The organism is Leeuwenhoekiella sp. A2 (assembly GCF_047946655.1).
Taxonomy (GTDB): Bacteria; Bacteroidota; Bacteroidia; order Flavobacteriales; family Flavobacteriaceae; genus Leeuwenhoekiella.
On sequence record NZ_CP172311.1, the window covers coordinates 918,545 to 941,335 of the forward strand.

14 protein-coding genes and 1 tRNA gene are annotated in these 22,791 nt (G+C 36.5%); 5 read left to right on the forward strand and 10 right to left on the reverse strand.

What is annotated here, in order from left to right; translation table 11 throughout:
* Positions 1 to 2 precede the first annotated feature (2 nt).
* The 4 genes from pdhA to porU all read right to left on the reverse strand — a co-directional run bounded on the left by pdhA (position 3) and on the right by porU (position 6,687).
* Complete coding sequence (pdhA, locus tag ACH3PA_RS04130) at positions 3 to 1,004, reverse strand: pyruvate dehydrogenase (acetyl-transferring) E1 component subunit alpha (RefSeq protein WP_416440070.1); 1,002 nt, start codon at positions 1,002 to 1,004, stop codon at positions 3 to 5.
* 105 nt (positions 1,005 to 1,109) lie between these two features.
* On the reverse strand, positions 1,110 to 1,592 hold the full coding sequence (cdd, locus tag ACH3PA_RS04135; RefSeq protein ID WP_416440068.1) for a cytidine deaminase: 483 nt from the start codon (positions 1,590 to 1,592) through the stop codon (positions 1,110 to 1,112).
* A 3-nt stretch (positions 1,593 to 1,595) separates the two neighbouring features.
* Positions 1,596 to 2,756 (reverse strand): type IX secretion system outer membrane channel protein PorV, encoded by a 1,161-nt coding sequence (gene porV / locus ACH3PA_RS04140; protein WP_416440066.1) that lies wholly within the window; start codon positions 2,754 to 2,756, stop codon positions 1,596 to 1,598.
* Between the two features lie 40 nt (positions 2,757 to 2,796).
* Positions 2,797 to 6,687 carry a type IX secretion system sortase PorU gene (porU, locus tag ACH3PA_RS04145; protein ID WP_416440064.1) on the reverse strand — a complete coding sequence of 1,297 codons (3,891 nt, stop codon included), beginning with the start codon at positions 6,685 to 6,687 and terminating at the stop codon, positions 2,797 to 2,799.
* A gap of 214 nt (positions 6,688 to 6,901) precedes the next feature.
* Between porU and gldJ the strand changes: the two genes are divergently transcribed.
* Complete coding sequence (gene gldJ / locus ACH3PA_RS04150) at positions 6,902 to 8,596, forward strand: gliding motility lipoprotein GldJ (protein ID WP_416440062.1); 1,695 nt, start codon at positions 6,902 to 6,904, stop codon at positions 8,594 to 8,596.
* Between the two features lie 68 nt (positions 8,597 to 8,664).
* Positions 8,665 to 9,948: a UDP-N-acetylmuramoyl-tripeptide--D-alanyl-D-alanine ligase gene (locus tag ACH3PA_RS04155; RefSeq protein ID WP_416440060.1), complete on the forward strand. Its 1,284-nt coding sequence runs from the start codon at positions 8,665 to 8,667 to the stop codon at positions 9,946 to 9,948.
* An 84-nt stretch (positions 9,949 to 10,032) separates the two neighbouring features.
* Here the strand turns inward: ACH3PA_RS04155 and ACH3PA_RS04160 are convergent, their stop codons facing one another.
* The 5 genes from ACH3PA_RS04160 to ACH3PA_RS04180 all read right to left on the reverse strand — a co-directional run bounded on the left by ACH3PA_RS04160 (position 10,033) and on the right by ACH3PA_RS04180 (position 15,199).
* Positions 10,033 to 11,592, reverse strand: coding sequence for a hypothetical protein (locus tag ACH3PA_RS04160; RefSeq protein WP_416440058.1), 1,560 nt, complete (start codon positions 11,590 to 11,592; stop codon positions 10,033 to 10,035).
* A 198-nt stretch (positions 11,593 to 11,790) separates the two neighbouring features.
* Positions 11,791 to 11,865 (reverse strand) — tRNA-Val (locus tag ACH3PA_RS04165).
* A 107-nt stretch (positions 11,866 to 11,972) separates the two neighbouring features.
* Entirely contained in the window at positions 11,973 to 13,394 is a 1,422-nt protein-coding gene (locus ACH3PA_RS04170) for an adenylate/guanylate cyclase domain-containing protein (protein ID WP_416440056.1), read from the reverse strand.
* Between the two features lie 4 nt (positions 13,395 to 13,398).
* Positions 13,399 to 14,616: an FIST N-terminal domain-containing protein gene (locus ACH3PA_RS04175; RefSeq protein WP_416440054.1), complete on the reverse strand. Its 1,218-nt coding sequence runs from the start codon at positions 14,614 to 14,616 to the stop codon at positions 13,399 to 13,401.
* 16 nt (positions 14,617 to 14,632) lie between these two features.
* Complete coding sequence (locus tag ACH3PA_RS04180) at positions 14,633 to 15,199, reverse strand: OsmC family protein (protein ID WP_416440052.1); 567 nt, start codon at positions 15,197 to 15,199, stop codon at positions 14,633 to 14,635.
* Between the two features lie 438 nt (positions 15,200 to 15,637).
* Between ACH3PA_RS04180 and ACH3PA_RS04185 the strand changes: the two genes are divergently transcribed.
* The 3 genes from ACH3PA_RS04185 to ACH3PA_RS04195 all read left to right on the forward strand — a co-directional run bounded on the left by ACH3PA_RS04185 (position 15,638) and on the right by ACH3PA_RS04195 (position 21,197).
* A complete protein-coding gene (locus tag ACH3PA_RS04185; protein ID WP_416440050.1) occupies positions 15,638 to 17,296 on the forward strand; it encodes a ferritin-like domain-containing protein in 1,659 nt (552 codons plus the stop codon).
* 5 nt (positions 17,297 to 17,301) lie between these two features.
* Positions 17,302 to 18,354, forward strand: a complete 1,053-nt coding sequence (locus ACH3PA_RS04190) for a hypothetical protein (protein WP_416448434.1) — start codon at positions 17,302 to 17,304, stop codon at positions 18,352 to 18,354.
* A 131-nt stretch (positions 18,355 to 18,485) separates the two neighbouring features.
* Positions 18,486 to 21,197, forward strand: a complete 2,712-nt coding sequence (locus ACH3PA_RS04195; RefSeq protein WP_416440046.1) for a T9SS type B sorting domain-containing protein — start codon at positions 18,486 to 18,488, stop codon at positions 21,195 to 21,197.
* Positions 21,198 to 21,218: 21 nt separating this feature from the next.
* Here ACH3PA_RS04195 and ACH3PA_RS04200 read toward each other — a convergent pair whose 3' ends face one another.
* On the reverse strand, positions 21,219 to 22,265 hold the full coding sequence (locus ACH3PA_RS04200; protein ID WP_416440044.1) for a patatin-like phospholipase family protein: 1,047 nt from the start codon (positions 22,263 to 22,265) through the stop codon (positions 21,219 to 21,221).
* Positions 22,266 to 22,791: the final 526 nt, after the last annotated feature.

Here is a 22,791-nt window from a genome sequence, read left to right on the forward strand (position 1 = left end):
AGTTATTCTGGTTTATGTGATAAGAATGGATAGTTTTCCTGATCGTAAACTACGTCATACATTAAACTTGTATCTGGAAAATCGCTTTCATCTGCGAACTTTTCGCATTCAGAAACCCGTTTTTTCACACGTTTATCAATATTCTTTATCTCTTCTTCGCTTGCAAAACTTTTCTCTAGAAGTATCTCTTTAACCTGAGTTATAGGATCAATTTTTTGATATTCTGCAACCTCTTCTTTTGTTCTGTATTTTTGAGCATCACTCATTGAGTGGCCACGATAACGGTAAGTTTTCATCTCTAAAAACGTAGGCCCGTCACCTCTTCTTGCCCGCGCAATAGCTTCATCTAAAGCTTCTGCAACCGCCTGAGGATTCATAGCATCAACCGGGCCGCATGGCATTTCATAACCAAGACCAAGTTTCCAGATATCTTCATGGTTTGCAGTACGCTTAACAGACGTCCCCATCGCATAACCATTGTTTTCTACACAGAAAACAACAGGAAGCTTCCAGGTCATCGCCATGTTAAAAGTCTCGTGAAGTGAACCTTGACGAGCAGCACCGTCACCAAAAAAGGTGAGAGTTACTGCATCTCTTTTAAAATATTTATCTGCAAAAGCAAGACCCGCACCTAAAGGTATTTGACCACCTACGATACCATGACCACCGTAAAAACGATGCTCTTTAGAAAAGATATGCATAGAACCTCCCAAACCTTGAGAAGTACCGGTTTTCTTTCCATATAATTCTGCCATTACACGTTTAGGATCAACTCCCATACCTATAGGCTGAACGTGGTTTCTATAAGCAGTGATCATCTTATCTTTAGACAGATCCATCGCATGCAGAGCACCAGCAAGAATAGCTTCCTGACCATTGTATAAATGGAGAAAACCTCTTACTTTTTGCTGTATATATACTTGTGCTAATTTGTCTTCAAACTTTCGCCAGAAGAGCATTTCTTCATACCAGTTAAGGTATACATCTTTGGTAATTTCTTTCATCAAACTTGGTTTATCGATACACCATGACGCTCAAAAAAAGCGAATAACAAAAATAGCATAAACAATAAGAATCCTGAAAGCGTTTCCTAAAAAATAAATAAAAGCTTACAAGTAGTCCTGAGTAAACAATAATGGAAGAAGATTCTCCAGTGAATGGCTTTTTAATACCTTACCAGATTCACCCATAAAATACAATTTAATAGGCTTCTTTTGCTTAACCTCATATTCTGCTATTGCCTGTCTGCAGGCACCGCAAGGTGGTATGGGAGTCAATGTGGGTTTATTTTTAGCTTTCGCTGAAATGGCGATCGTATCAATATTTACATTGGGATAATTTGCACCCGCATAATAAATAGCTGTACGTTCTGCACACAAACCTGAAGGATAAGAAGCATTTTCCTGATTACTACCTTTTACCACTTCACCATTTTCAAGAAGAATGGCGGCACCTACATGAAATTCTGAATAGGGAGCGTAGGCATTATCGCGAGCTTCAAATGCAGCACTCATAAGTGATTGAATCTCTGCCGAAAGTTCATCTAAACTATCATAAACTTCCAGATCTGACTCAATTTTAATTTTTTTCATAGGCTAGTATTCGGTGTATTCGTCTCCAAACCCAAAGGTAATACCAAAACGAAGTGTATTCTCTAATGGATTTCTCACATTTGAAGTTGAGAACAAATATGATACATCTATATCTATTGTAGTGTATTTAAAGCCCAGACCTAAGGTTGCAAATTTCCTGCTTCCTTTCATATCGCTCTCATTAAAGTAACCTGTACGCAGTGAGAAAGCGTCGTTGTAAACATATTCTGCACCTAAAGACCAGGTAACCTCTTTTATCTCTTCACTAAAACCGTCCTGAGCATCACCAAATGATTTAAATATCCCGTTAAAGAAACCTATATCATTATAAAGCTGCGCATCCTCAGTGTCATAAACTCCGTCACCATTAAGATCACCCGGAGAAGGAACTAGTAGTTTATTAAATTCTAAACCTACATTTATTGTATTATACGGGTCAAGTATAAAATCAAAACCACCACCTAATCTTAAGTTAGTGGGAATAAAATTTTCCTGACCTGCATCGTCATATTTTATTTTTGGCCCAATGTTAGAAATATTGAAACCTGCATGCCATCTCCCGTCAAAATCATTGTAAACAATAGCTTCAGATTGATAATAACCAGCAATATCTACCCCAAAAGATCCTGCTGCTGAAGCATCTCCGTTAGTATCCGGAATCCTTAAATCACTGCGTAAATAACGACCGGCTACAGCCATAGAGAATTGATCGCTTAAACGTAATGAATAAGAAAGGTCAAAAGTAAATTCATTAGGTTTTTCTGTAATCCCTAATTCGTCTGCTGTTTGTCTTAATTCTACTTCACCAAGGCTAAAATATCTGAAACTCGCTCCTACAGCACTTCTTTCATTAAGCCTGTTATAATAGGTAAGTTGACCAAGAAATATATCATTAACTAATTGACTCAAATAAGGAGTATAGTTTACACCCACGCCTTGCGACTGCTCAATAAAAGCATATTTTGCGGGATTCCACTGTTGTGAATATGCGTCTGGGCTGGTGGCGACACCCTGCTCACCCATACCTGCAGAACGAGCATCTGCGGCTATTAATAAAAAGGGAACTCCTGTTGTTATTACTCTGCTTTCCTGATTATCCTGCGCATTAATTGCATTGCTTCCAAAAATAGCAGCAAGAGTAACAAATAGAATAGATTTTCTCATTTTCAAGTATAGGACTTTAAACAAATATATATTTTAATGATTACAGGATGACCAGTTTCTCAAATTTTTCAACCTGCTTATTGGTTAACGTAGATTTTACGGTAATCTTATATACATAAACACCTTTACCAATTCTATCACCAAAGTCATCGCGACCATCCCAGGTTATCTCTCGTGATAGAAAGCCAGAGGTCACAATATTCTGATTTATAGTTTTAACAACTTTACCACTTACGGTAAAAATCTGCACTTGTACATCAAGCGGTTCAAAAGGTCTATTATGGTTAAACCAAAATTCAGTATAATTTACAAAAGGATTGGGATAATTAAGAACATTTTCTAATTCTATATCATCATCACCGGCAACCACAAACTGAAGATCAACGGTAGAAGAATTGTTATACGTATCCCACGCTTTAATGGTAACCGTATGCAAACCCGGCTCGAGATCTCTTAATTTACGTAACGCAGTACCTAAAGAGAAGTTATCTACATCACTCTCATAAAAATCATTAAGTATAATAGGATTTGTCTCATCGCCGTCAAGAATAGCAACAAGATCATGACCTATCCCGCTCGAGGTATTTATCCCGTTTACATCTTCCAGTTTAACTAAAAGAAAGGGTGATGTGTTTGTAATACCGCCATTAACAAAGCTCTCATCATTCATATAGGCTTTAATAATGGGTCCTTCATTATCTTCTGGGGCGTTTTCATTTAAACCTCCCACGATTATCTCATTATTTACTCCCGTATTATCCTCCAGCACTCCTTCTCTTTCTGAATAAAAACTAATTCTTCCATTTCCGTAGGGAATAGTGGCATCTTTTGGAACAACAAAATCAAAACTAAATTTTCCATTATTTACAGATGCCTGGCCGCGATAAAGAATATTTCCTAAAGTTTGAAAATCGAGTATTAACAATTCACCATTTGATCCTGTTGTACCGTCATTACCCAAAGTTTGCCTGTCTATATTCTTATCATATATAGTGGCTGCCAACGTACCTGTATAATCTGAAAGCAAATTCCCTTCAGGGCTTACTACTTCACCTGTTATGTTAACTCGTCCTAACGCTTTAAGCGTATCTATACTTTGTGTGATAGGAATTTCATTTATAGCAGTTAATCTTATATCCGGTTTCGCAAAAGCGAGCTTCATGGCAGGATCACCTATATAGAAAATAACGCGGCGTTTAGAATCACTGATCCTATTTTTAGTTTCTCGCAAATTCTCTGCAACGCTTCGTATATCGTTTGTGCCATACGCAAAAAGATTAGCGGCTAGTCGCTCATTAAAAGTCACACCCAGACTTACTGATATTTCACGCGTAGTTGCCACTAAACCTACAGCACCACCGTTAGCATTCCAGAATAACTCCTCGCCGGCCGCAGGCCGGGTTGGGTTATCAAAGCGTGTAAATTCACAGGTTACCGTTACTATTACCGGCAGGCGCTCTTCATTATTGAGATTCTGTACATTCTGTCTGGTAAAAATATATTCTGAAGCAAGAGCATCTTCCCCACCATGACCCAGATACGTTACCACAAGAGCACCCACTTCTATAGCGTCTGATATCGCATCATTTACCTGCGGGTAACGATCACCACCAGCAGATGACTGCTGCTCATAGCTGTCGCTGTGTATTTTTATAACATTTACAAATGGTTTTTCCTCATGAATTCTATCTCCTAATCTATCTAGAGTAGTTTGCAATTCTGTATGTTCCCATGCAAAATCTACATCGTCTGAGATCAACACAAAATTATTGCGCCATCTCCCGTAAGATGTTCGCGTGTCATAATTAATTATTTTATCTACAACTTCATTTGCCAGCTGTGGATTATCTGCCAGAATGCGACCTATTGCAATATCAAGCATATCTGAACCACCACTTCCCGCAGGGCTGCTACCTTCAAGAATACCTTCACCGGGATCTAAACACCCGTAAAAGTCATCGCTCATAAAACTTTGCGATTCAGAAAAGCTGTAGTATGTATTAAATGTGGGTATTATATTATTATTTCCCGAAATTCTGTCTTTATAATCTATAGAAGTATCCCCAAAAAGACAGAGATATTTAAGTCTGTTTTCAGGAGTGGACGCATTATCATATACGTAGCGTACAAAATTGCGAATGGCGCCTATATCTTCGGTTCCTGAATTGAACTCATTATATATTTCGCGCAGCGTAACTAGTTTTACATTTAGATTTCTATAATCTCTATTGTGCTGGGCTAATTTTTCTGCCTGACCTTTTAAAAGGTCTGAAGTGATCATTAAATAATCTACATCTTCAAAGCCATTTGCACCATTAAAGATCGTCCCTTTTAGATTTTGATTAGCGACCCTGGTATTTCCATTTTCAATTAAAGGCTCGTAAAAGTCATTGGGATCTATAGCCACATAATTACGCAAAAACCCCAGTTGAGCTTTAAAGCTTATTGTAGATGAACTTTCTGTATTGTTTACATAAGTAACAGATGAAGGATTTGTAACATCCCAAATCTGTGTGAATTGAGCCGCATCACTTACTGTGTACTCACCTATACCTATAGAACTGGCAGAACTATTTTTATGAAAAGCCAATTGCGTTCCCGCTCCTTTAAGTTCGCGCACCGCCTCTAAAGCAATAAAATCAAGATAACCCACACTAGAAGGATCGCCGTTATTTAGGTAATTTAGACCGATATCTACCGCAGAACTACCGATTTTTACAGGGGGATAATTTGACTGACTTTTAAAAGTATCGTAAAAATTATTTCTTGCCAGAACAGCATCAGTTATTGGCGCAAGCTCAATTGTTCCCCCGGATTGATTATTTAGTGTAAACTCAAAAGAAGTTTGAGAATCTGAAATTGCTGCCACGTATATTCTAACCTTCACAGGTTCTGACTGTATTAGATTAGGAAAGTTAAACTTAAAATGCTGCTCGTTGTCAAAATCAAAGCGCTCACCAAACCATCTCCTGCCCAGCCGCAAAAGATTCTCTGTATCTACCTCATGAAACTGATAATCATCAAAAGTAGTTATGGCTTCTGTGGCATTAGCTTCAGGCTGCTGCATGGGCGCTATTCGCTTTCCCGCAGAACCGCTGGCAGTTATAAAATAATATGACCTGTCGTCATATGCATTCACGTGCGTTTCACTTTCAGCATTATAAACACGGGTGCCTTCCCCATAGAATAAAACATAATCTTCATTATCAAAAGAACCATCTTCACCGCCCACGACCTCAATTGCAAGTTCACGCGGATCAAAAAGTGTATTATCTTCATTTTTTAGCGGGAGCATCGCCCCACCGTTACCATAGATCTTGATCGTTTCGGGATTGATCGCATTTACGTTCATCCCGAGATCGTTTAAAAAACGACGATCTATTTTAAATACGCCGGTAGTGTCTACATAGAATTTATAAAAATCTCCGCTCGCCAGCACAGAATTAGACTTTGGAATATCATCTATTAATGTTGCGGTTCTTTGCTGCGCTGTGGCTGCCAAACCATAGTTTACTGTAAAAGCTGTCACCCTTTTATAAATGCCGTTGTCATTAAATATGGGAGAAAGAGACACAGTGGCAAAAGTTTCACCTCTGGCTATTGATTTAGTAATATTAAAATCGGCCGTTTTAGGTATAAAATCGGGATTTAGGTCCTTTAATTCGGAAGTAGAAATCGTTTCATAGCTAATTTCAGAAATGCTGGCGCCTTTTGGCGAAAAATTATGAGTCTCCTTCCATTGATTATAATAGCGTATTCCTTCACTTTCAGAATATGAAAAATTCTCGGCATCAAAACCGGGAACTTCCACACGCTTTTCTGATGTTGAAACATTTACAGCATCCTTCCACACTATCGTAAACCGTTTATTCTGGCTGTAAGCACTTATAACAAAGACACAGGTGAGAATGAAAACAAGAGCTTTTTTCATCTATCTTTTAACGCAGTTCATTTTTAGAAAGTATAAATGTAGTATTTCAGATTTTGATAAAAAGACAATAATAAAGAAAGATTTGCAGCGTTAGTTAAGTGCTAAACGCTATAATATACTAAATTAGCGGTTTGTATGCAGCAATATCAAGTTGTAAATTAGACTGTATTGACTATATTGCAGACCCAAATTTGCTATAAATAACTTAATAAACATGAAGAAAAACTTTGTGAACAGAACTCTTGTTACTGCGCTTGCAGCACTCACACTCGCATCTTGTGGGAAGAGCAACGACTACAAGAATACTTCTCGTGCCACTGGGTGGAATATTGATGGTAGAGACGGTGGTTTTAAAGCCGCTACAGACTATCAGGAGCAGCCTAATGCGCCAGGCCTTGTCTTTATTGAAGGTGGTACTTTTACAATGGGTCGTGTACAGGATGATGTTATGCATGACTGGAATAACACCCCTACTCAACAACATGTACAGTCTTTTTACATGGATGAGACCGAGGTTACAAACCTAATGTACCTTCAATATCTGGATTATCTTAAGAAGGTATATCCTCCAGAAGAAAGCAAATACAGAAACATTTATTATGGTGCGCTTCCTGATACTTTAGTGTGGCGTAACCGTCTTGGTTTTAATGAGACCATGACAGAAAACTATCTGCGCCATCCTGCGTATGCTAATTACCCGGTTGTAGGGGTTAGCTGGATACAGGCAGTAGAATTTAGTAAATGGAGAACAGACAGATATAATGAGTTGATCCTTGAACAAAAAGGCTACACTGCTAAAGGTGCTAAAAATGATTACGATGCAGAATCTACTTTTAGTACTAACACGTATTTAAATGCTCCCAGCTTAACATATGGTGGTCAGGATGAATTAATACGTGGTGGTAGAGAGTCTGAAAGAAGAGAGAAAAACAATACTCCACGCGCAAGTAATGACAATCCAGATGCTTCTACAGAAGCTACAGATATTTATGTGAGACGTGAAGACGGTATTCTTTCTCCAGGTTTTTATAGATTACCTACAGAAGCAGAATGGGAATATGCGGCACTTGGCTTAAGTGATCTTAGAGAATACAACGTATATCGTGGTCGTAAAAAATATCCATGGGACGGTGCTTACACACGTTCTGGCGATAGAAAAGACCGTGGAGATCAATTAGCCAACTTTAAACAAGGTAATGGTGATTACGGTGGTATAGCCGGGTGGTCTGATGATAATGCAGATATTACTGCTGAAATAAAATCATATGCACCTAACGATTACGGACTTTATGATATGGCCGGAAACGTTTCAGAATGGGTGGCAGATGTTTACAGACCAATCGTAGATGATGAGTTTAACGACTTTAACTACTACCGGGGTAACGTTTACACGAAAAATGCCATAAATCCTGACGGAACTGTAAAAGTCGTTACAACAGATGATATCGTTTACGACACCCTTGAAAATGGTAAAATTGTAGCACGTAACCTTCCTGGTGAGATCTTACAAGTTCCTGTTGATGAAAATGACACTTACCTAAGAACACAGTTCTCACAGAGTGATAACCGTGATTACAGAGATGGAGACAAACAATCTTCACGCTATTACCAGAGCTTTGCAGACGCATCTTCTGATGAAGATCGTATGTACGACTCTCCCATAAATAAAGTAGAAGCAGATAGCGTAGGCACATTAAAAGAATATGATAAGAGCAACACAAGAACGACACTTATCGATAATGAAGTGCGCGTTTACAAAGGTGGCTCATGGAGAGATCGTGAATATTGGTTAGATCCTGCACAACGCAGATACCTGCCACAGATCATGGCTACAGACGATATAGGTTTTAGAAATGCGATGTCAAGAGTAGGTTCTAAATCAAGAGGCAAGAAAAAAGCCCGCAACTAATAAAAAGATTTTATAATTTTAAATGCCCTATTGCAATCGCATAGGGCATTTTTTGTATCATAATAGCAATGAACATTCAAGATCTACATTCACTCTTTTTAAAAAGTACAGGAGTTTCTACAGACACCAGAAAAATAGAAACTGGTAATATTTTTTTCGCTCTAAAGGGCGAAAATTTCAACGGTAACATTTACGCAAATAAGGCATTAGAAGCTGGTGCAGCCTGGGCAATAGTTGATGAAAAAGAATACGCTCAGAACGATAGAACGGTTTTAGTTGACGATTGTCTTAAAACTTTACAAAACCTCGCAAAACACCATAGAAATCGGTTAAAAACGCCAATTATCGCACTCACCGGTAGTAACGGAAAAACCACCACAAAAGAGCTAATAAACGCTGTTTTAAGTCAAAAATTCAGCACTGTTTCAACACTTGGTAACTTAAATAATCATATTGGGGTTCCACTCACTTTGCTGCGCTTGACCCAAAAAACTGAGATTGGTATTATTGAAATGGGCGCTAACCATTTAAAGGAGATAGAACAACTGGCAGAAATAGCCGCACCAGATTATGGCTACATCACAAATTTTGGCAAAGCGCATTTAGAAGGTTTTGGCAGCAAAGAAGGTGTGATTAAAGGCAAAAGCGAACTCTACGCTTACTTAAAATCTAATAACAAGACTTTGTTTATCAATAGTGATGACCCTATACAGTTAAAAGAAACCTATAGCAACACGTTTACCTTTGGCACAAAAGCAGGTAATGATATTGTGATTAAATATGTTGATGCAAATCCATATGCAGCGATAGATGTCAAGTCGCATTTAATAGAAAGTAATCTCATAGGCTCATACAACGCCACAAATATAGCCGCAGCGGTCGCTATAGGCAATTATTTTGAAGTACCGGCAGAAGCTATTCATAAAGCAATAGCAGAATATACTCCCACAAACAACAGGTCTCAAATTATTCAAAAAGGAAATAATACAATTATTCTTGACGCTTACAATGCAAACCCTACAAGTATGCAGGCAGCCTTGCAGAATTTCGCGAAGCTAAAATCAGGTTATAAAACTGTGATTTTAGGAGATATGTTTGAACTGGGGTCTGCTGCAGAAGAAGAGCATGAGGCAATAGTAGAACTGGCTATTTCAATGAATTTTGATAAGATAATTTTGCTTGGGAGCAACTTTTATAAAGTCCAAAAAACTGCTTCAAATATGGAGAAATATGACACATACACCGATTTTTCATCCAGAGTAAATAAAGAAACTTTAATTAAAAACTCAGGTCATATTCTAATTAAAGGCTCACGTGGTATGGCTCTAGAACGTGTTTTAGATTTGCTCTAAAATTAAAATTTTTAAGTCAATATTGTCATCGAAACACTCTGAAACCTTGTCGAGGGATTCTATTTCTAAAAATTCCTTATATAATTAACGATTGGTTGTGTTCACGAGCAACCATTCACTGCTTAAATCAAATTTTTTAAAAGTAGCTACTTCCTTAGATGATAGTACAAGTTTCCCACCTGGTATATCTATGTTTCCTTTATCATTTATTGTAAGGGTTCCATTCCCTAAAGCAACTATTGTAATTTCGCTTCCTGTCATATGCTTACTACTAATTATAGATAACTCTTTATCTCCCGTATTAACCATAACACTAGTAAGATTTTTTATATTAAGTGACCCATCTGCAGCGATCGCCATCTGCTGGGTTATACCTTTCGTTTTTAATTTCCCACTCCCTGTGTTGTTAAATTGACTTATTCCGTTATGATTCACCCCCCAAATTATAAAATCATGAGCGCCACAAAAGTAATTATTGGTTATTGATGCACTCGAATTATTTACATATACCCCGTATCCAGTATCCTTTCCATCGCTAGCGCTATTAGCAAAACGAACTTGGTCAACAGTTATATTACTAGCAGAGTTCACAATCTTTATGCCTCTATGCAAATTCTCAAAATAACCACTTATATGTACATTCTGTGCCCTGTCTATCTCAACTCCTAAATCTGCATTTTGAACAGTCAGCAGATTAAAATGTAATGTATATGGTGTCGTGTCTGTCAAAGGCTCACCATTTTTGAATTCTCGACCAATATAAATATCAGTAGATTTATTTTCTTTACCAGTCATCCATGAAGACAACTGTCCTTCAACCACAACATTATTAAAGTCCATTTGCCCATTTTTACCTATTACAGTTACAGCATTATTTTGACCTGCTGATCTAAAGAAATGACATTGATTAAAGCTTATAAACTGATTAACTAAATCACCATTTCTCAAACCTAGTTGTGCCTGCATATATAAAGGAGAGCTATCAAAACCTTTCACGGTTATATAGCTAAAAGTAGAATACCACATGCCCCCATGGTATGGATAATAGTCACTCTCTGAAGCAGATAAATACAAACCTTTTTGCCCACTATTCCTCTCACCTATCCCTTGAAATGTAAGATTAGAAATCTGAAGCCGCTGTACAGGACCATTATCCAGCCTAACAAACCAATCTAAATCTGAATCGGCGGCTTCAAGAACACTTTCATGCTCTGACAGACCTACGTAATTAACATCTGAATATATAACCACACTATCGAGTATAAATTTTTTAGGCGGTATAATTACGGTTCGGTTACCTTTCTTAGCAGCCTTAACAGCAGCATTCCATGCAATTTGATCATTTTGATCATCGTTTCCTACTGCTCCGAATGCTTCGATATCTAAACCCACATTTTTAAACGTTTCTAAAGATTCATCATGATATGAAGAATTATCCTTTGCAGCATATATTTCATCACTTTGAGCCGATTTTAAGCTCTGGGGGCGGGTTTTTAATTCGCTTATAGATTTATATGGAGTTTCCTGATAAGCTAAAGTAGGGGCAGTTTTCGCTTTAAGCGAAATTGTAGCTACTGCTGCGAAATTTAATCCGCTGCTCAAAAGGAAAATTAGAATGAATATAGAATTAAGAATGCTTCTCATGTTTTAGGATCAAATGTGTGGTAAGCTAATTGAAATTATCTTCAAATAAATAACCTGCTAAACAAGTATAATCATATTGAATAACTTACAAAAAGATAAAATGGTATATAATGAAAACTCTTATAGCTATATTTTGTCTCCTTAAAACAAAAAACCCCATACAAGTCTTTGACTAATAAGGGAGTTTTGAAATTTAAGTGGGTCATACTGGATTCGAACCAGTGACTTCCACGTTGTCGACGTGACACTCTGAACCAACTGAGTTAATGACCCTTTGCTAAAGCTAGAAAAGTGCAGGACACATGCACTAATTAGTGTACAAGGCTGTAAATATAATTGCAGAAATACCAAGTCTACAAGAAAAATTTTAATTAATATTTTTATATTCTTGAATACACAAAATACATCCCTATTTCTCCTTTTCCCTTAACCTGAATTTTGCCACGATATTCAAATTCAAAGTCATCACAGTCTTTGATAAGGTCATAGGTAGAAGTAGAAATATTTACTTTTTCCATTTGGCTATAGCTCTCCATTCGCGAAGCGGTATTAACTGTATCTCCCCAGATATCGTATTGAAATTTAGTTAAACCAACAATCCCGGCTACGACGTCGCCCGTATTAATCCCTACACGCATACGGTAAAACGTATCTTCAGCACCAGATTCTCCTCCTTTTTTCTTTACGTATGCCTGCATCTCAATAGCTGCTTTTACTATATTTATACAGGCTTCTTTTGTATTTCCTCCCATTCCGCCGGCAGCCATATACGCATCTCCTATTGTTTTTATTTTCTCCAGATCATACCTTTCGATAATTCTGTCAAATTTGGTAAAACAATCCTGAAGCCGCGAGACCAGTTCCTGAGCCTCCATATTCTGGGCATATTGTGTAAAATTGACAAAATCTGTAAAAACTATGGTAACATTAGTAAGTGATTGCGCATTAGACTGACCATTTTCTTTGAGCTCATTTGCAATTTGCAGAGGTAAAATATTGAGCAAAAGTCGGTCTGATTTTACTTTTTCCTTTTCCAGTTCATGTCTGCTGTTCTCTATATCTCTGGTACGCTCAAAAACTTTAGCTTCAAGCTCTTTATTGTAATTATCAAGTTTTTGATTGGCTTTTTCTAGATTAGCATACAAATGAAAATTAGAAACTGCCGCCTTTATAAAGCCGCCCATAACATCAAAAAGCTCCAAATCTCCAGGCAATAATGGTGGATAAAATGGTCGCGCCTCTTTCTCTCTTCCCGCAATAAGCCAACCTTCTATGCCCGCTCTTGTTTTTATAGGCGTACCAACAAGATAGGGTAATAGCAATCGCTCACATAATTCTTTATGATGCTCTTCTTTTTTAGTTGCCTTATTGAATAACAAATGTGGATCATCAAGAGCGTTTATTAACGAAAAATCAAAAGGTTGCTTGAGGTTTCGGCGAGACTCGTCCTTAGTGTAGCCCAAGTGATAATTGACGAAAAATGAATTGGCTTTATCACGCCAAAGCACAACCGCACGATCCATTTTTAAGCGGGTAAGAATAAGTTGTAGCGTAGAATTATGAAAATCATCAAGATTAAACTGAGCACCTATAATATCATGGAGTCTTTTAAGAATATCATAACCTATTTTCTTTTGCTCAAGATCTCTTTTTAATAGAATCACTTGAGTGTCTACCATAATATTATGACCAGCCACCTCATCAGAAAGACCTTTGTAATAATTAAGCGCTCTTTCAATTTTCAGAATATCTGCCTTTAAATTTTCTTCTTGTGGCCCTAAAATGTCCTCCCTATTCTTCACTTTTTTATATTTTTTCGCTGAAAAGGCAAAAAACACCTGTCCAGTCAAATACCTGAAAGTCATCTTTTACCATTGCTAACTCGCCGGCTTCATAAATTCCCAGTAATGGAAACTCTCCATTTACCGCATTCTGAATATACATTGCATCTTCTTCTTCAGTTTGAGAATAAGCAGCCGCTCTCCCGGCGCAATTGAGATAAAGTGCAAAAAGCGGATTTTTACCTTCTTTTCGCCGATTTTGAACAAAAAAAGCCACTTTTTCTTCTATCATATCAAGTACATAACCGCGACGCATAAGTTGAAACTCTGAGCCTACGACCAGATCCATCTCTGCCATTATCAATCCGTTATTTTTAGGATTAACACCTACGCACATTCTGTTTACATACTCGGCATTTTTACGGTCCCATTTATCGCTTAAATTTCTACCCAGCGTGACAAAAAATTTCATGCTTTCATAATCACCCTGAACTTCGGCTCCCAACATTTCACTTACAAAATCAATAGCAGGTTTATTGTCTATTTCTGTAATTGTAGCTCCCTCGCATTTTGTCACTGTATGATAAGCACTGGCAGGTGTGCAGCCATCAAGCCTTAAAACATCCATTTTAATATTTCCTGTAAGGGCTAGCAAAATTGCTGCATTTTGAGTCATCCCATCCTCAAACCATTGCCGTGTGGGTTTAAATTTCATATCTCCCATGAGGCGTGCGCCTGCAATTGTAGGCCAGCCTGCCAGCACTTCTTTTGCCCCTTGTAATAATGGTGTGCCGTAGTTCATTTGAAATCGTCCTTTTTCGCGGTTTACCGCATCAAAAAACAATAACACCTGAGGATCTGTTTCAAAAGAAGTTTCTGCAAATTGCTCAAAAAGCTTTTTGCCTGTTTCATACTCATTAAATGCAATATCTTCTTGCACAAAATAATGTGTATTCACTGTCGTGGAAGTCATTATAGCCACAGCGCACTGGTAGCCATCATAGCCAAAGCTATTATTTGTTATAGTACCATTAGCAAAGCCACCCACATACTTACAACTACCCAACTCGCTTTTTACGCCCATAAAAAACTCCTCTGCCTCATGCCGCGATGTACAAAATAAAAGGCAAAGATTTATAGCATAACTCTCTACGCCCACATGAAGCAAGGCCTGCAAGGCAGCTGACTTCCCTGCCTCAAATGAATTTGACAAGTCGCTAAACCCTACACCAAATTTTGTCATGCTTAATTTATTAAGCCTATTCTATAATTTCAAACTCAGTTGTAATGTGAAGCGGCAGCTCAATAGCGTTTTTAATAGGTGATTTTTTATCAAGTGTTTCTTTAGACTTTTGCAATTTTGCAACATCTACCCCATTTTTACCTTTTAATTTCACCTTGTAGTGCAGATTTAATGGTCCATTAGGTTTTTCTCTATCCAGGCCTAAAACGCCGTGAACATCAAAGTTAACATCTACTTCAACTTCAATTTTTTCAAGCTCTGTATCAAAAAGAGCTGCGTTTGTGGCAATACCTGCTGTAAGACAGCCACAGAGGGCACTTGCTAAATATTCTACAGGGTTGGGATATTCATCTGCACCACCTAATACTCCGGGTTCATCTACTCGTAGTGTAAACTTACTACCACCTTCTCTTATATTGTTACCGTCTGAATGTAATTCATGAATCTCAACTTCAGACTGCGTGCTACCAAGCCATTTTGATTTCGCCTTAAATTGCACATTTGCTACTTTAGGATTTTCATGAATTGCTCCTACAAGATTTTCAATATTGTCGAGGTTTACGCCATTTTTCATTGTTGCCATCAGATTTAAATTTTAAATTATTTGTAATAATTAGTGAGGGGGTAGTATTTAAAAATGATTCTGGGCAGAAAACATCGCAAAGACCACAGAAATTTAAATTACCTGATTTATATCTCTAATAGAGAAAATAGCAACCAAAATTTCCTTAAGCACTTTACAGCAGGAAGTTATGAAATAATTCTTGCCTTTATCTAATAAAAACAATTATATATTTCAGCGTATTTGTAATGATTTGGCATTTAAAACCTTTTTTTCTTCATTAAAACCAACAGAAGTTAAATAAAAATCGGTCAAAACACCTTAAAAATCAACCTAAAACGCTAAATACTAGTATTTTAATTAGTTGTTTCCCCATTTCGAAACAAATTTTATATAAATTTACTTATTCCCTATCCCTAAGCAGACTTCTCATTTTCAATTAATTGACACTCAAATGCCATGTTTAAAAAATATGACCCTCTTTATGCTTCAAATAATACGGCAGATAAATCGCCTAAAATCATATATGAAGCTATAATTGAACTGTTTAATGCACAGGATAGCGATACTCAGAAAAAAATACAGGAAGAAGTAGAGAAGCAATTACATGAATATTTAAAAAGTGCATCGCAAATAGAGAGTCTGCTATGCTTTCAATACCTCTATGCTGCTTTTTCTATGAAAAAATATGACAGCGAACTTGACGGCAAAGAGGAACATAAACTGCGCCAAATAGAAATGATACGCCGGTGGGAAGCCAGAATATTATATGTTGCGCGACAAGAAATGGAACATCTTAATCTGGTTCAAAATCTATTAGTGCTTCTAAATAAACCTCCTTATTTAAAGCGCCCTAATTTCCCCGTAGCTTCACATATAAACCCTTTAGGGCATCCTATACACCTCATGCCTTTTTCTTTACATGCAGTTAAAACGTTTAGATTTTGGGAAAAACCAGATACGCTTGAACTACAATTCCCGGAAATGCCAGATGTCATAATTCCTAATATTGAAGGTATTCCGCCGGATGCGGCAGATGACAGGGCATTTAATATAGATGATGAAACTATTGCCAGCTGGGAAGCACTAAAATCGCTTATTGAGAATATTATTTCACAATCTCACAACATCCATAAAGCTGAAAATGGCACCGGACTCACGATAGAACGCCTATACAACAGGATCAATATCTTTTTCTATTATCTAATAAAGCAAAAACTTTTAAATCTGGATACTATTAATATAAACAGGATTGTAGTTGAGCATTTCGGTTTTAACTTAAAGCTTGATCCTATTGTAAAAGGTAAATACTATCAATATGTAAATGAAGTAATTACAGGAATTCTTGAAGAAGGTGAAGGTGTGTGGGGAGTCCCGCCACCGCTAGAAAGTCACTTTACTGTTTATCAGGAGATTTTAAATGAATATGAAAATGAATTATGTGAAGACCCTGATTTTGCTCCTGGTTTGCCATGCCTTATAAATCCTACCTTAGAGGGCAGTTCAGGGAAGCACAAAATCACCAATAAAGTTTCAAAATATGCGATGCAGCTTTTTAATGATTGCTATGAAGTGTTGGATTTGATGCTGTATGGTTTCTTTTTACAATATAATGTAGACTACACCACAGGAGTACGCCCGCCTATCCCAAATTCATTTTTCAGAACATCTTTTTACCCATTTATGACGATGGTCATTAGGCCTTTAGGCGAAATGGTATGCAGACTTCCCGCAGATAAGAATTACATACCCATTAATGGGAAGATACCAAATAAAACGGCCGGACCTAATTTCTATTTTAATAATGAGGGAATGTCTAAATTTTATGAAAAACTACATCACAGTGAAAGCTCTGGTAAAAAGGCTAAAAATAAATTCTTGTCTGCTTTTAAGCGCTTAGCAAAAAAAACCGAAAAACTTAAAAAGCTTGTAGAACAAAACGATTACCACATCTCAAATGCTTCAGAAACTGATGCGCGCGATTTTGATGTGCGATTACAATATTTAAAAGAAAATCTCGAGCGTATTGCGATCAATTTTGATGCCTATTGGGATGGTAAGATAGAAGCTCCCATCCCCTCAAAGAATTTTCAAAATTTTTCTAATCCTTATAATTAGCTACTATGTCACATATAGAAATATCATTTGAAGGATACTGGCAATGCAGGTTAGCGACTGATCCTGATCCTTCTGATGAACAGCGCGGCGTTAGTGGTTTTACATATTCTGTTGCAGGAGAGTCGTTACTAGAGCCTTCTTTCTGGTCACAACAGAAGGATATAGAAAAGGAATACGGCAAGAAGACCGAAGAATTTATAGATACTACAGCAAGCAATAAAGGAAGCGCAATAAAAAACATAAGAGAAGCTTCTTCAGATTATAATAAATATAATAAAATGGGCATTGGTCTTAAGGTAACCACGGTTTCGGTGAACGGTAATCAAGATAAAAAGCTAACAGAAAATTTAGCAGGGGCACTAGTACTTTTTGAAAACCGTCATGAATCGAATGGCCCGTGGAAAGGCCCTATTTTTGAAGGTCGCAATCAAATAGTATCAGACGGTGATCCAGATCGTTTTACACTCAATCCCTTTGTTTTAAGTTTAAGTACTGATTCTGAAAATGAAGAAATTATTTTAAGGAGATTTGATCCACTTGATGAAAAAGATCCTGACAAACAGATGTGGCTAATAAATCCTAAGTTGGCAAATTTTGATGAAATTTTAGAAAGGCGTCTGCCTAAACAAAGATTTGCTCTTTCTAATGAACTCCTCGATCAGATTGGCGTTAACCCAACCGACTTACCAAATTATTTTATAAACAGAAAAAATTGGCTAAAATCTAAAATAGCAGAATCTGAAGCTGCGGGTAAGACAAGCCTTGCTGAAGCATTTAAATCAAGATATTTTGCCGTAGACTTCTTCACCCAGTCAACTGGACCCACAGTTCTTGAGAATCGATTGCTGAGCAGAATTCCATTACGCCAGCTATATGATCACAGCATACGAGGTAATTCTAAGACTGAGCCCAAACCTTATTTAGATCAATCGTTTTTTAACGATCATAAAATTGATGTGGAGAAAGAATGGCATATTCACTATTATATGGGAGCCTACGATGGTGATCTTTTGTCCGGATGGTCTACCGGCGTGATAACTTTACCTGTTAAGGGTTAAAACTAATTATTTCATTCCTCATTGTTTTACTTCATTAAAATGTCTAATTAAGCTGCGTAAATCATATCTTACTTGTCTTTAACTTTTAAACGTTATTTTAGTAATATATTTTTCTCAGCATTTTTTGATTAATGACTATACGTGATTTTATTCCCTCTATTCTAAAAGGAAAATTATATATCCTTTTAATTTTTATTTCCGGAATAACTATAGCACAAAATGAAACCAACAATTGGTACTTTGGTAATAATGCAGGTCTTGATTTTAGTAAAGGTGAGGTTGCTGTACATGCTAATGGAAAAATGAGCACTATTGCTGGTTGCTCTAGCATTTCTGACAGAGATGGCAATCTACTCTTCTATACTAATGGTAAAAAGGTGTGGAATAAAAACCATGTTATTATGGAAGATGGGGATAATTTACCAGGTGAAGTTGAAAATACTCAAACTTCTATTATTATTCCTCAACCCGGTGATGCTACTGTTTATTATATATTTAGCACAAGAACCAAAAGATCAAGCTCTCCTCCACTTTTAACCCCCGGCCTTTATTATTCTAAAGTTGAAATTAATGATGAACATCCTCTTGGTAAAGTAACTTTACCCGGCCTCCGGCTAACTGAAAATACTACTGAGCGCCTCACAGCTATTCATGATGCGCAAAATAATAGCATCAAAGTAATTGCTTTTGGGAGTTTAAATACTTTAGAAGATTCACCAAAAGATACATTCTTTGTATTTAATGTAACTGAAGAAGGTATATCACGCCCCCCAATACTGTCTACACAAACGGAAGCAGTTTCAAAAGTTGGAGCAATGAAAATATCTCCTGACGGTAAGTTTTTAGCTATTGCCGATGAAGATGGGAGACGTATATATATTTATAATTTTGATGCGCAAAATTCAACCATTTCATATTATAAATATCTTAATACTGATTTGTTTATGATACCCATCTTTCCCTATGGAGTCGAATTTTCTCAAGATTCAAATCTAATATATTTTACGGGAAAAACAGGATCGTCGAGCTTTTTATTCAACTTTATACTTAAACCTCAACAATCTATAAGTGAAAAAATTCTGTTGGCTAGTTCTGCAGAATATGGTTTTGGTTCATTACAGCTAGCTCGTAACGGTAAAATATATGTGGCAAACTTTAAGCAGGATGATCCCTTAAAAACTCAGACTGCTTTAAGCGTAATAAATGACCCAGAAAGCCTCGAGGATAATGATTATCAATCCTTGGCTTTAAACCTAAGACCGGGAGAATCATTTAAAGGCTTACCCATTTTTATATCCTCTTTTCTTAGAAACAGAATAATTACGGAAGATATGTGCGTAAATGAAATATTTAATTTTTCACTAGATGCATATACCAATATTCAATCTGTATTATGGGAATTTGGCGATGGTTCAACCTCAACTTCAATTTCCCCTACGCATCAATATCTTGACGCAGGTGAATATAAGGTCAAAGCAACCATCGTTATTAATGATTATCCCGTAACCCTCTATAAAGATATAGAAGCGTATCCCTTACCACAATTAGAACCAAGTCAAACGTTGTATCAGTGTGATCCAGATAATAATGGTTATTCCGTTTTCAATTTATATAATATTAAAGAGAAAATGTCTAATCCTAATGATGAGGATTTTGATTTTCAGTTTTACCACAATTACAATGATGCCATTATAGAAAACGACTCATTAATAAATGCTTCTACTTATGTAAACCAAAACAATCCAGAAGAAATTTTCGTTAAAATAACAAGTGCTAAAGGATGTTCTGCGATAAGTAACTTTTTTCTTGAAACAACGTATACGGAACTTGAGGACATAACAGCTATTGTCACATGTGAGAACTCTGATGATATTCTAAATAATAATGAAGGCCGTTTTAATTTACGTAGTAAAGAAAATGAGATAAGGAACCTGTATAATATTCCCAGAACATCAACCTTGTTTTTCTACAAAACATTTGAAGATGCTCAAACAAAACTTGATCCTTTGCCTCTTTATTATAACACGATCTCTTCTACAATCTGGATAAGAATAGAAAATAATGATTTTACATGTTATGGTATTGAACCTTTTGATTTAATTGTTAATTCTGCACCAGAACTTAATATAGAAGAAAGTTATACGATTTGTAAAAACAACCCTCAAAATTTACTATTAGATGGAGGTTCATCAAATGATAAATGGGAATGGAAAAATGAGGTTGGCGATATTATTTCAATAGATTCTGAATTTAGCATAAACGACGCCGGTTCATATTCACTCACAGTTTATAAAACAGAAAATGGTCTTGAATGTTCTGAAACAAAACAATTTACAGTCAGTGACTCCGGCACTCCGATTTTTAAAGAAATTGAAGCCCAAAATGGGGAAATTTTTATTTCAGTAGAAGGTGAAAGTACTTATGAATTCTCTCTTGACAATTCTATTTTTACTGGGAATGGCAAAACACAATCGTTTTATAATATAAGTCCTGGGATTTATACGGTGTATGTTAGAGATCTAAATAGATGTGAAGGCTCAATTGAAAAAGAAGTTTCATTAATTGGATTTCCAAAATTTTTCACTCCTAATGGTGATGGTTACAATGATGTATGGAAGATTTATGGAGTTACTAAAGATTTTTATTCGTACGCCAGCATATCTATTTTTGACAGGTTTGGAAAAAACCTTTTTAATATGGACCTAACAAGCAATACGGAGGGCTGGGATGGCACCTATAATGGGGCAAAACTATACTCAACGGAATTTTGGTACAGCACTAATCTAATTGACCTTGAAGGTAATCAAACTAACAAAAAGGGCCATTTCAGTATGATTTATTAATTATGTACCACCTAATTAGTATTAAGTCGTAACATAATTATCATATATTTTTCCTGCTATCTCGTCTAGTGTTTCTTTATTCTTATTGACAAACCACAAACCGGCCTGTTTCAGATTTTCGAGGTTAGCAGATGTTGCGAGGTCCATTTCAGATAAAGCTTCCCTTAATGACGGTTCAAGCCTATAATAATTATTTTTATTCTTGCCAGAAAGCGTTTCATACATCTGTGCTAATTGATAATCTACAGTTTCAGTATTCCCAGACATTAGAATATCGATAACAGGTTGAATCCACCCTAGTTCCCCTGCGTTCTTTAAATCGGAAAAATAGTAGGGTTTTTTAACCGTACCTGTGCCAACTGATACAGTAATCATATCTTTCGCCGAAGGCAAATCTGGTTTATCTTCTCTCTTTAAAATTTCTGAGAATTTGAGTTTACGTGCTTCCGCATAAGCGCATAAAGCAGGGTTATTTGCAAACATACCCCCATCTATAAAATAGAAGGTTTGCCCAGACTGAGATTGAACTTTGGCAGGCTCAAAATAAGTAGGTGCAGCAGAAGTTGATCTTGCCACGTCACGTATTTTAAAGTCATACATGCTATGTATTAAAGAATCTGCGCTATTAAAAAAGTAAGCGCTGCGAGAAGTTATTTCATATGCCGTAATAAGACATGGCTTTATAAAACTACTCAAGAGTAAGTCTTCAAAAATTCTTTTTAAATTTTCCTGAAGGGCATCATCACCATATTTTTCATCCAGAAGACCAAAACCACTCTTCACTTTAGTGCGGATATCTTTATGAAAGATCTTATTTCCCTCCTGTAAATAAAGATTGAGCGCTTCTTCTGCGGAATATTTGGCCTTTCCGTCTTCTCCCTTTACAAGATACGTGCAAGCCAGAATACCGCCTGTACTCGTTCCTGCAATAAAATCGAAGTAATCACCAATTTTCAATTCACTATTATCTAAGCTCTGAAGTCTCTTCTCCAGATAGCTAAGTACAACACCTGGTATTATATCCCGTATTCCACCACCATCAAGAGAAAGTATGCTTATTTTTTTCATTAGATATAGGCAACATGTAGGGTTAAGATACCCAACTTATAAATTCTCTTTAAAGTTAATATTGAATTGATGAAAATTATTAGGAAATACCCCCTAGGTCAATGAGGATTTTGCCCCCTTTTTGGTTGATTTTTGAAGATTTATTACCGATAATAAGTAATAAAGACTGAAGTTTCAGCAGGAAGTAATAATTGGCTGAAACAAAAAAATCCGCACATGGTGCGGATTTAATTTCTGTGGGCAATGAGGGAACAACCAAAAATTGAAGTTTTCAGTGTTTAAAAGGCCTACGGCACGCTCAAATTTTAAGGACTCCCGAGTTACTCCCTACCAAGAAAATTTAACATTTTTAACATATTAAAATGAGCAAGTATTAATATACTACTGAACTTATTATGAAAGCCCGTAATGTACTATTGAAATAGGTTGACCATTTTTGTTTTTATCACAATTCGATATTGAATTGTTTATCAGACGCTCCCTATAAATTCACAACTTCAACTTGGGAGCAGTTAAAAGTATTTTA